Source organism: Pseudomonas sp. HLMP, from assembly GCF_046365545.1.
GTDB lineage: Bacteria > Pseudomonadota > Gammaproteobacteria > Pseudomonadales > Pseudomonadaceae > Aquipseudomonas > Aquipseudomonas guariconensis_B.
Window position 1 is genome coordinate 4,638,418 of sequence record NZ_JBDLLR010000001.1, and the last position, 10,515, is coordinate 4,648,932.

The 10,515-nt window shown below is 66.1% G+C and carries 8 protein-coding genes; 3 read left to right on the plus strand and 5 right to left on the minus strand.

The window, feature by feature from the left end:
* Positions 1–43 precede the first annotated feature (43 nt).
* Positions 44–616: a molybdenum cofactor guanylyltransferase MobA gene (gene mobA / locus ABFA30_RS21455; RefSeq protein ID WP_225790694.1), complete on the plus strand. Its 573-nt coding sequence runs from the start codon at positions 44–46 to the stop codon at positions 614–616.
* Between the two features lie 58 nt (positions 617–674).
* Here the strand turns inward: mobA and ABFA30_RS21460 are convergent, their stop codons facing one another.
* From ABFA30_RS21460 to peaA, 5 genes are all read right to left on the minus strand, one after another.
* Complete coding sequence (locus ABFA30_RS21460; protein WP_410045899.1) at positions 675–2,366, minus strand: fatty acid CoA ligase family protein; 1,692 nt, start codon at positions 2,364–2,366, stop codon at positions 675–677.
* Positions 2,367–2,441: 75 nt separating this feature from the next.
* Positions 2,442–3,569 (minus strand): quinohemoprotein amine dehydrogenase subunit beta, encoded by a 1,128-nt coding sequence (peaD, locus tag ABFA30_RS21465; RefSeq protein WP_225790696.1) that lies wholly within the window; start codon positions 3,567–3,569, stop codon positions 2,442–2,444.
* 32 nt (positions 3,570–3,601) lie between these two features.
* The gene (qhpC, locus tag ABFA30_RS21470; RefSeq protein ID WP_225790697.1) at positions 3,602–3,925 is read right to left on the minus strand and encodes a quinohemoprotein amine dehydrogenase subunit gamma; all 324 of its coding nucleotides are present in this window, start codon (positions 3,923–3,925) and stop codon (positions 3,602–3,604) included.
* Position 3,926: 1 nt separating this feature from the next.
* Positions 3,927–5,357 (minus strand): quinohemoprotein amine dehydrogenase maturation protein, encoded by a 1,431-nt coding sequence (gene peaB, locus ABFA30_RS21475; RefSeq protein WP_410045900.1) that lies wholly within the window; start codon positions 5,355–5,357, stop codon positions 3,927–3,929.
* Between the two features lie 53 nt (positions 5,358–5,410).
* Positions 5,411–6,976: a quinohemoprotein amine dehydrogenase subunit alpha gene (peaA, locus tag ABFA30_RS21480; RefSeq protein ID WP_225790699.1), complete on the minus strand. Its 1,566-nt coding sequence runs from the start codon at positions 6,974–6,976 to the stop codon at positions 5,411–5,413.
* Positions 6,977–7,422: 446 nt separating this feature from the next.
* Between peaA and ABFA30_RS21485 the strand changes: the two genes are divergently transcribed.
* Together ABFA30_RS21485 and ABFA30_RS21490 are read left to right on the plus strand one after the other, a co-directional pair.
* The gene (locus tag ABFA30_RS21485; RefSeq protein ID WP_225790700.1) at positions 7,423–8,916 is read left to right on the plus strand and encodes an aldehyde dehydrogenase family protein; all 1,494 of its coding nucleotides are present in this window, start codon (positions 7,423–7,425) and stop codon (positions 8,914–8,916) included.
* 49 nt (positions 8,917–8,965) lie between these two features.
* Positions 8,966–10,285, plus strand: a complete 1,320-nt coding sequence (locus ABFA30_RS21490) for a hypothetical protein (protein ID WP_410045901.1) — start codon at positions 8,966–8,968, stop codon at positions 10,283–10,285.
* Positions 10,286–10,515: the final 230 nt, after the last annotated feature.

Sequence of the window (10,515 nt, forward strand, 5' to 3'; positions counted from 1 at the left end):
GACATGGGAGGGTTCCAGATCTTAATTGCCTGGAACCCTTTTCATGTCAGTTGCCCTGCCTCCCTGCTCCATCCTGATCCTCGCTGGCGGCCGCGGCCAGCGCATGGGCGGCCGCGACAAGGGCCTGGTGCCCTGGCACGGCGAGCCACTGGTGGCCCATGTGCAGCGGGTGGTACGGCCACTGAGCGACGACTTGATCATTTCCTGCAACCGTAACCAGCAGGCCTACGCGGCCTATGCCGACCAGTTGGTGGGCGATGCCGATCCGGACTTCCCCGGGCCGTTGGCCGGGGTGATCGCTGGGCTTGCGGCGGCGCGGCATGAGTGGGTGGTGGTGCTGGCCTGTGATGCCCCTCAGGTGGACGACGCGTTGATCGAGGGTCTGCTGCGGCTAGCGGTCGAGCATGACAGTGCGGCCATGGTGCGTCAGGGAGGTTATTGGCAGCCGATGTTCAGTGTGATGCCGAGGCGGTTGCTGCCCCTGCTGGAGCAGGCCTGGCGAGCGGGTGAGCGGAGTTTGCAGAAAGCCCTGCTGCAGGCGCCGATACAAGGGCTGGAGTGTGCGCAGGAGGATGGGCGGTTGAGCAATTTCAACAGCCCGGAGTGGTTGCGCTGACAGGGCGAACCGTTGCCGCATCCAGATTCGCGGGCAAGCCCGCTTCCAGCCAGATGCTTCAGCGCTGCGCCATGCCTGGCGCACCACCCAATTCCTCGATACTGATCTCACGCATCCTGAACTTCTGCACCTTGCCCGTCACCGTCATCGGGAACTCGTCCACGAAACGGAAATAACGCGGTACCTTGAAATGCGCGATCCGCGCCCTTGCCCATTCGCGCAACTCGTCCTCGGTGGCCGAATGTCCAGGATGGAAGCGGACCCAGGCAACGATCTCCTCCCCGTAGCGACTGCACGGAATACCAATCACCTGCACGTCGGCCACCGCTGGGTGGGTGAAGAAGAATTCCTCCAGCTCGCGCGGGTAGATGTTCTCCCCTCCGCGGATGATCATGTCCTTGCTGCGCCCGACGATACGCACATGGCCCTGCTCGTCCATCACCGCCAAGTCCCCGGTGTGCATCCAGCCGTCGACGTCGATGCTTTCGGCAGTAGCCTTGGGGTTGTTCCAGTAGCCGAGCATCACGCTGTAGCCACGGGTGCACAGCTCGCCGATCTGGCCGCGTGGCACGGTGTGGCCGTCGGCGTCGATGATCTTGCTCTCCAGCCGGGGCTGGGTACGCCCGACCGTGGTCACGCGCACTTCCAGGTCATCGTCCGGGCCGGTCTGCAGCGATACCGGGCTGGTCTCGGTCATGCCGTAGGCGATCTGCACCTGGGCCATGTGCATCTCGTCGATCACCCGGCGCATCACCTCGATCGGGCAGGTGGCGCCGGCCATGATCCCGGTGCGCAGGCTGGACAGGTCGAACTCGCCGCGTTGCGGGTGATCCAGCTCGGCGATGAACATGGTCGGCACGCCATACAACGCCGTGGCCCGCTCCTCGGCCACCGCGCGCAGGGTGGCCAGCGGGTCGAAGGCGTCGCTGGGGTAGATCAGGGTGCTGCCATGGGTGAGGCAGCCCAGGTTGGCCATGACCATGCCAAAGCAGTGGTACAGCGGCACCGGGACCACCAGGCGGTCATGCTCGGTCAGCCCCAGGCTCTCGCCGACCATGTAGCCGTTGTTGAGGATGTTGTAGTGGCTTAGGGTCGCCCCCTTGGGGAAACCCGTGGTGCCGGAGGTGTACTGGATGTTGATCGGGTCGTCCCAGTGCAACTGCCCCTGGCGTTCGGCCAGGGCCTCGGCGCTCACCTGCGTGGCCAGCGCCTGCAGCTCGGGCCAGGCGAGGAACCCGGCCGGCGGTGCACTGGCCAGGCTGACGACACCGCGCAGCTCGGGGAAGCGCTCGCAAGCCAGCGCACCAGGCTGGCCGGCGGCAAGGCCCGGCACCAGGCCCAGCAGCATGGCGTGGTAGTCGCAGGTCTTGAAGGCATCGGCGCAGATCACCCAGCGGCAGCCCGACTGGCCCAGGGCATAGTCCAGCTCGCTGACGCGGTAGGCTGGGTTGATGTTGACCAGGATCGCCCCGACCTTGGCGCTGGCGAACTGGGTGATGCACCACTGGGCGCAGTTCGGGGCCCAGATCCCCAGCCGGTCGCCCGGCTGCACGCCCAGGGCCATCAGCGCCCGGGCGTGCTGGTCGACAGCCTCGGCCAGTGCCTGCCAGGTGTAGCGCAAGCCCTGGTGGCGCACCACCAGGGCCTCACGCTCGGGGAAACGTGCGACGGTGGCGTCGAAGGCGTCACCGATGCATTGGCTGAGCAAGGCCTTGTCTGGATTGCCGTGGGTATAGCTTGGCTGGGTCATGGGCGCTCTCTTGTTGTTCTTGTGGCGGCTTCACCGGTTTTTCGCGACGGCTCGTCGCGAAAAACCGGCACCTAATTACCTGACGAACACCTGCGGCGTACTGGTGGACATGTCGCCCCCCGGCAGCTTGATGTTCGTCACCTTCTCCAGGGTATCGGGGTCGAACACCGCCAGGTCGTTGAAGGTGCCGCCCAGGTACAGCTTGTCGCCGGCCCGGTCGAAGGCCACGCAATAGTAAGTGTGGTCCAGATTGGCCGCCTTGATCAGCTTGCGTTGCTCGATGTCATAGCGCGCCAGGCGATTGAGCACACCGTACATCTGGTTCGGATCCTTCGGCGAGCGCAAGCCGGTGAAGTACAGTTCGGTGAGGTCGGCGAACTCCTGGGTATGGCTCTTGCCGGTCTTCAGGTCGATGCTCAGGTAGCCATAGAGCAGTTCGGCGGTGTCCGGGTCCTGCTTCTCGTCGGTGAACTTGGCGATGGTATAGAGCATGGAGAACTCATGCCGGGCGCTCTGGTGCGGCCAGAAATACAGCACGTCCGGCGCGCTGTAGCCGGGGCGGTTCCAGTTGCGCAGGGGCAAGGCCACCTCGTACTTGCCGGTCTTGACATCCATCTTGTAGATGTCGGGCCCGGCGACGTACAGGCTGCCGTCGTCGCCCGCGCGCATCAGGTAGACCTGACGCGGCATCGGGAAACTGCGCACCGGCTTGGCGTTCAGGCCATCGCCGGTATTGAACACCTCCAGCCGTGGCGGCTTGACCACGTAGTGGTCGTTCAGGCGCTGGGTCGGGTTGACGGTGGCGTAGATCTCCTTGCCATCGGGGCTGATGGCGAACGAGTACATCGACCGGGCGACCTCGCCGGGAACGCTGGAGAGGTTGGCGTGGAAGGTGGCTTGGCAGGTATCCAGGTCGATGCCGTAGAGGTCGGCATAGTGGTTGTTGAGCACGTAGGCGGTGCGGTTGTCCGGCGCCATCATCGCGGTGCCCGGGCCGAACGCATCCGGCATGCGACACGACTTGTAGACCGTGTCGCTGGCCACGTCGACCACGTGCAGATTGTTCGGGTAGTTGGTGACGATCAGGTATTCGTGGCCAGGCTTGAGCGCCGGGCCGGTGGCGCTTTCGCCAGCTTGCGCCGTCCAGGCGCCAGCACAGGCGGCGACGGTGAGCGCGAGCTGCGCGCAGAATCCAGGTTTCATGCGGTTTCCCCTTGTCGTTCTTGTCGGGCCGATCACTTGTCTTTCGGGAACACGGTGCCGAGGTTGCGCCAGTCGTCCTGCGAGTTGCTCGCCTGGGCGTTCCAGTCCTGGTAAGTACTCATCATGTCCGGCACCTGGGCCGGCCACCAGCAAGGGTCGGAGCAGCCGTACAGGTCGGCCTCCATCGGCTGGCACAGGGAGGTGACGCCACCGAAGGCGTCCACTTCCCAGCCCGGGTCGGTGGTGGCGGTGCAACCGGCCACCGCGCTCATGGCCATGACCTCTTCCACGCGGTCTTCGGCGGCGGCCTGTTCGAGGATGCGAGCCTTGTTGTTCAGGGGCTTCAAGTGCTTCATGTCAGTGCGCCTTCCGCGGAGTGATGTAGCGATCGATGAAGGCCGGGTTGGCGGCCATGATGCGGCTGTAGACCTCGATGCCGAAGTCGACCCAGTCGCGCATCAGTTCGCAGTAGTGGTAGGTCGGATGCTGGGGATCGCCGTAGCGGGCGTAGCTTTCGTGGTAGCAGCCCCCCGAACACAGGTTGCGGATGCGGCAGCTGTCGCAGCCGGTGCCACTGCGGTCCAGGCGCTGGGACAGGAAGTCGTTGAGCTGCGCCTGCTGCACGCCCTGGTGCACGTTGCCGAAGGTCGGCAGGCTGGAACCGGTGAAGCGGTGGCACAGGTTCAGCTCGCCCTCATGGTCGACCGCCAGCATCTTCAGCCCGGCGCCGCATGGCAGGGCCTTCTTGTGCCCTTCGTGGATGTCGGTGATCAGCTGGTGCAGGTTGGAGAAGCCGATGTTGCGGTGCTCCAGCGCCGCCTCCAGGTAGCGCCGGCCCAGGGCCTTCATGCTGGCGAAGACCTGCACCAGTTCCTCGCTGGTCAAGTTGAAGGCGGCCATGTCGCCGGAGGTGACCGGGGCGAAGCCCACCTCGGCGAACCCCAGCTCGTTGAACAGGTGGTTCCAGATGGTTTCCACATCGGTGATGCCACGGGTCAGGGTGACCCGGGCGCCGACCGGCCGGCTGCGGTAACGCGACAGCAGCATGTCGGCCTTGCGCCGTACCACGTCGTAGGTGCCCTGCCCGCCCACGGTGATGCGGTTGCGGTCGTGCACGGTCTTCGGCCCGTCGATGCTCACCGACAGGCCGAAACGATGGGCATCGAGCCAATCGACGATCTCTTCGGTGAGCAGCGTGGCGTTGGTGGTCATGATGAACTCCACCTGCTTGCCCGCCTCGGCGAAGCGCCGCTCGCAGTACGCGACCATGTGCTCGATCAGCGCCCGGTTGGACAGCGGCTCGCCGCCGAAGAACACCACGCTGTAGCGCTCTTCGTCCGGCGACTCCTTGAGCAGCATCTCCACCGAGGCCTCGGCGGTGGCGGTGCTCATCTTCTTGCCGGCGGAGGGTTTGTCGAGGTCCTCCTTGTAACAGTAGGTGCAACTGAGGTTGCAACCGGTGTTGACGTTGAGCACCACGGTGTTCAGCGCGGTGCGCTCGACCTGCCTGAGCGCGATTTCAGGGGTCAGCGGCGAGCCGTCGCTGACCAGTTCCAAGGCGATCAGCTCGCGCAGGGTCTCCTGGATCTCCTGGTCGGCGAAACGCCGGCCCAGGCGCTGCACCAGGTCCTCGGCGCGGCAGCCTTGCTGGCGTAGGGTGTCGATGATCCCGCCGGTCACCGCGTCGGCGGCGAACAGCGAGCTGCTGGGGATGTGGAAGAGCATGCGGTCGGCATCCACCTGCACTTCGTGCAGGTTGCGTTCGACCAGGTTCAATAGTGCGCCCATGGCGACCTCTCGATGTTTCAGCCCGTTCTGGTGGCGTGCGCGACAAGCGGCCCTTATGGCAAGGGCGGGTTGTTCCAGCGCTGTACGGTGACGATCATGTGGCCTTCGCCCTTCTGCCCGCCGTCCTCGAGTTCGGCGATGACCTTCAGGTTGCCGGCGTTGTTGGTCATCATCTTGCGCTCAGGGTTGGGGCCGGCGCCGGCTGGCATGAAGACGCCGTCGGCCTGCATGGTCCCTGCGAACTTCACATCCTCGTCCTCGGCCGCCCGCTCGTTGAACGGCTCGACCTTCCACTTGGCCGGCAGGTAGCCGATGCGCAGCGGCTGGCCGTTGGCATCCTTGCCCCAGGCCTCGGCCTCGAAGCGGCCCTGGACCTTGGGCGTGGAGCCACCGTTCTCGCCGATACGGGCGATGGAGAACGCCGGCACCACCTTGACTTCCTCGACCTTGTCGTACACCGCCAGGTTCACGCCCTTGAGCGCGCCCACGGCGACTTCGCGCAGGCCGGGCGCGGCGTTGGCGGCCGCACGGGCCTTGACCCGCACCAGGGTCGGGGTCGACTCCAGCACTTCGATCACCTCGACACCGGCACCGAGCACCGGCTTGCCCGACAGGCCACTGCCGACCAGGGTGATCTCGCTTTCGCCACCGGCCTTGATGAACGCCGGCTGCACGGCCAGCAGGCGTGCCTTGCCCGCTTTCACCGCGCTGAAATCCAGGCCGCGCTCGTCGTGCTCGGCCTCGAACATACGGCCCTTCATCTCGCCGTCGAGGGCGGCGAAGACCTGGCGCAGGTTGGCATCGCCGACCTTCACGTTGCCGCGCCACTCGTAGCCGTTGTAGAGGATCGCCGAACCGCTGCCATTGAACGGCGTGCCGTCGGCATAGCGGCCCTTGACCTCGACCTTGAAGGTATCGCCGGCATCGGCGGTGACGGTCATCACGCCACGCACATCGCCCTTGGCGAGCATGTGGCCGCTGAACGCCCACTGCCCGGGCAGTGCCTCGGCCTTAGGCTTGGCCTTCTGCCATTCGGCCCAGGCGGGGTCATCGAGCGGGAAGCGCTTGGCCAGGTCCGGCACCATCTCCTTGAGGGCGATGCCCAGCCAGTCGCGGTCGCGCGCCTGGGCCTGGTATTCGAGGGACGGCCACTGGCCGAGGTGGAAGTTGACCAGGTGTTCCCATTCCTTGGCCGGACGCCGCTGCAAGGCGACCCGGGCGCCGGAGTGGCAGCGTCCACACATCTGGCTGAAGCGGTCGTCGAAGTGCTCGACGGTGTTGAGCCGGCGCTCCATGGCATAGCGCACACCGTCGGTCTCGCGGGGCGCCAGGCCCTGCTTGTCGGCCAGGTACTTGACCAGGGTGCGGCGCTCTTCGTCGCTGATCTGCACGCCATGCATCACCTGCATGCGCGCGATGCTCATCAGCCAGCCTTCCGGGGTCTTGCGCTGGTGGCTGATGCGGCTGTAGCTGTCGTTGCCTTCGGGGATATGGCACCCCATGCACTTGGATTGCAACAAGCTCGGGCCCTGCTCGGCCGCCATGGCCTGGGTGCTCAGCAGTGCGGCGGCGACCAGCGCCAGTTTGCCCGCTTGCCGCCGGAGTCGAGTCGTCTTCAAGGTCAGACCTCCACGGTGTTGTTCTTATCGTTTTCGCACGCTCTGATACCGCAGGTGCATGTGACGGTGCTGATACAGGAACTGTGCCAGTACTGGTAAAAAGCTTTCGCTTCAAAGGGTTGGACGATTTCGCCGGGCAATTCCCGGCAGCCGCCCGCGAGTCGGAACGTCCCATTTCGCGACAGGCTGTTTCAGTGTGAGACAGGGGCCGCGCCAAAGCGCACCGCAAACCCTGTGGGAGCGGGCTTGCCCGCGAATACAGGCACCGCTCAGTCACTGTTTCACCCCCGTCTCAACGTGTCTCAATGTGCAACAGCATAGTCCCCGCCCTTCTCCCCCGCGCCAGGAGAAAACCCTTGCCACTCAAGCCATTGCCCACCATCGGCGGCATTGGCACGGCCATTGCGCACTTGCTCGTCACACCCAATGACAAGAGGCATCGCATCATGCTTTCCGAACTGCCCATCCTCCCCGCCACCCGCGCCTTCCTCGAGCGCAAGCTGCAGATGCGCATCGGCGCCGGCTGGCAGGACGCCGCCAGCGGCCGCACCTTGAGTTTGCGCAACCCAGCCAGCGGGGCGGTCCTCGGCGAGGTACCCGCGGCCGACCAGGACGACGTGGACCGGGCTGTCGAGGCGGCTCGCCAGGCCTTCGACGACTCGCCCTGGAGCCGCCTGCGCCCCCGCGAACGGCAGAACCTGCTGTGGCGCCTGGCCGACCTGATGCAACGCGACGCCCAAGTGCTGGCCGAGCTGGAATGCCTGAACAACGGCAAGAGCGCCGCCGTGGCCCAGGCCATGGACGTGCAACTGGCCATCGATTTCATGCGCTACATGGCCGGCTGGGCCACCAAGGTCGAAGGCAGCACGGTCGAGCCCTCCCTGCCGCTGATGCCCAACGAGCAGTTCCATGCCTTCGTCCGCCGCGAAGCGGTGGGCGTGGTCGGCGCCATCGTCGCCTGGAACTTCCCCCTGCTGCTGGCCTGCTGGAAGCTCGGCCCGGCCCTGGCCACCGGCTGCACCCTGGTGCTCAAGCCGGCCGACGAGACTCCGCTGACCGCCCTGAAGCTGGCCGAGCTGGTCGACGAAGCCGGCTACCCGGCCGGGGTGTTCAACGTGATCACCGGCACCGGCCTCAACGCCGGCGCCGCCCTGAGCCGCCACCCCGGCGTGGACAAGCTGACCTTCACCGGCTCCACCGAAGTCGGCAAGCTGATCGGCAAGGCCGCGATGGACAACATGACCCGGGTCACCCTGGAGCTGGGCGGCAAGTCGCCGACCATCGTCATGCCCGACGCCAACCTGCAGGAGGCCGCCGCCGGCGCCGCCACAGCGATCTTCTTCAACCAGGGCCAGGTGTGCTGCGCAGGCTCGCGGCTGTACGTGCACCGCAAACACTTCGACAACGTGGTCGCCGACATCGCCGGCATCGCCAACGGCATGAAGCTCGGCAATGGCCTGGACCCGACCGTGCAGATGGGCCCGTTGATCTCGGCCAAGCAGCAGGACCGGGTCACCGGCTACATCGACCTGGGGCGCGAGCTGGGCGCCACCATCGCCTGCGGCGGCGAAGGTTTCGGCCCGGGCTATTTCGTCAAACCGACGGTGATCGTCGATGTCGACCAGCGTCATCGCCTGGTGCAGGAGGAGATCTTCGGCCCGGTGCTGGTCGCCATGCCGTTCGATGACCTCGACGAGGTGGTCAGGCTCGCCAACGACAACCCCTATGGCCTGGGGGCGAGCATCTGGTCCAACGACCTGGGCGCGGTGCACCGGATGATCCCCCGCATCAAGTCCGGTTCGGTGTGGGTCAACTGCCACAGCGCCCTGGACCCGGCCCTGCCGTTCGGCGGCTACAAGCTCTCCGGGGTCGGCCGCGAGATGGGCGCGGCGGCGATCGAGCACTACACCGAGCTCAAGTCCGTGCTGATCAAGCTCTGATTCGACACAACCATCGCGCGACCAGAACAAGAACAATGGAGCATCCCCGATGATTCGAATCCATCCCCTTCCCTTGGCCGTCCTGCTGGCCTCGACCCTGCAACTGGCCAACGCCCATGAGCTCTACAACCAGGACGGTACGGTCCTCAACGCCGACCTCGAAGCCCTGTTCGGTGTGTTCCACAGCGACGAAAGCTTCGACCAGGCCGGCAACCGCCAGCCCGGCAGCAGCGCCTGGCGCGAGGGCTACGTCAAGTACGGCTTGAGCGGCAGCCAGGCGCTGGCGGGCAACGGCACCCTGTACGGCGGCTTCAGCCTGCTCAGCTCGGCCACCTGGGGCGACGGCGATGCTGCGGGCCTCAGCCTGGGCGACGAACGCCGCACCGCCGTGGAGGATGCCTACCTGGGCTGGCGATCGGGCGACCTGTTCCCGGCCCTGGGCGAGGACGGTGTCGATATTTCCGGCGGCCGCCAGCTCGTGACCCTGGGCGACGGCTTCCTGATCCAGGGCGACCCGGTCAACCTGGGCAAGGTCGACCTGGGCGCCAACTTCAACCGCGGCGGCGCCTACTACCTGGCCGGGCGCAAGGCCTTCGACCGCACTGCCGTGCTGCGCCTGGGCGGCAACCAGGGCTGGCGCGGCGACCTGATGTGGCTCAAGTCGGACAACCACTACCAGGCCGACACCTCCCTGGCGGTCGCCAACCTCGAGCATGTGAACGATGCCGGGACCCTGGGCCTGAGCTGGATCCGCGGCCTGGATGTCGATCAGCGCTATGCCCGGATCATGGGCCTGGAGCACCGCGACGGCATGGACACCGTCAGCCTGCGCGGGCGCGGCAGCCTGGGCGTCGAGCACCTGGAGGTGGCAGCCGAATACGTGACCCAGGACCGCAGCGGCGGGCGCGAGAACGCCTGGTACCTGGAGGGCAACTGGACCTTCTCCGAACTGCCCTGGTCGCCCACCGCCACCTACCGCTACAGCCGCTTTTCCGAGGACTTCGACCCGCTGTTCTATGGCTTGAGCCGTGGCTACGGCACCTGGTTCCAGGGCGAGGTGGCAGGCAACTACGCCGGGCCGTTCAACAGCAACAGCCAGGTGCACCACGTGGGGCTCAAGGTCACGCCGCGGGACAACGTGACCCTGGGTGCGCTGTACTTCGACTTCGACACCCTGGAGACTGACCGAGGCAACCTGGGCGGCCGGGAGCTCGACCTGTACCTGGAATGGATGGTCAACGACCACCTGCTGATCAGCCCGGTGGTGGGGTTCTACAAGCCGGAGCGCAGTGCCGACAGGGGTGGGGTGCAGTTGGGGGGGCGCGATACCGGGACCTACCTGCAACTGCTGGTCGGGACCTTCTTCTAGGCAGGAGAACTTGGGGCCTGTCCTGACACCACCGACATATGGCAAGGGCTACGCCCTTGATCGCGGGCAAGCCCGCTCCCACAGGCCCCTGCAAACCACATTACTTGTGATCGACTCGACCACCCTGTGGGAGCCGGCTTGCCGGCGATTGGGCCAGCCCTGACACCACCGACATATGGCAAGGGCTACGCCCTTGATCGCGGGCAAGCCCGCTCCCACGGGCCCCTGCA

Bases quoted from the DNA above. Each gene is read 5' to 3' on its own strand.
- mobA (WP_225790694.1), top strand. From the start codon at position 44: ATGTCAGTTGCCCTGCCTCCCTGCTCCATCCTGATCCTCGCTGGCGGC.
- ABFA30_RS21460 (WP_410045899.1), bottom strand. From the start codon at position 2,366: ATGACCCAGCCAAGCTATACCCACGGCAATCCAGACAAGGCCTTGCTC.
- peaD (WP_225790696.1), bottom strand. From the start codon at position 3,569: ATGAAACCTGGATTCTGCGCGCAGCTCGCGCTCACCGTCGCCGCCTGT.
- qhpC (WP_225790697.1), bottom strand. From the start codon at position 3,925: ATGAAGCACTTGAAGCCCCTGAACAACAAGGCTCGCATCCTCGAACAG.
- peaB (WP_410045900.1), bottom strand. From the start codon at position 5,357: ATGGGCGCACTATTGAACCTGGTCGAACGCAACCTGCACGAAGTGCAG.
- ABFA30_RS21485 (WP_225790700.1), top strand. From the start codon at position 7,423: ATGCTTTCCGAACTGCCCATCCTCCCCGCCACCCGCGCCTTCCTCGAG.
- ABFA30_RS21490 (WP_410045901.1), top strand. From the start codon at position 8,966: ATGATTCGAATCCATCCCCTTCCCTTGGCCGTCCTGCTGGCCTCGACC.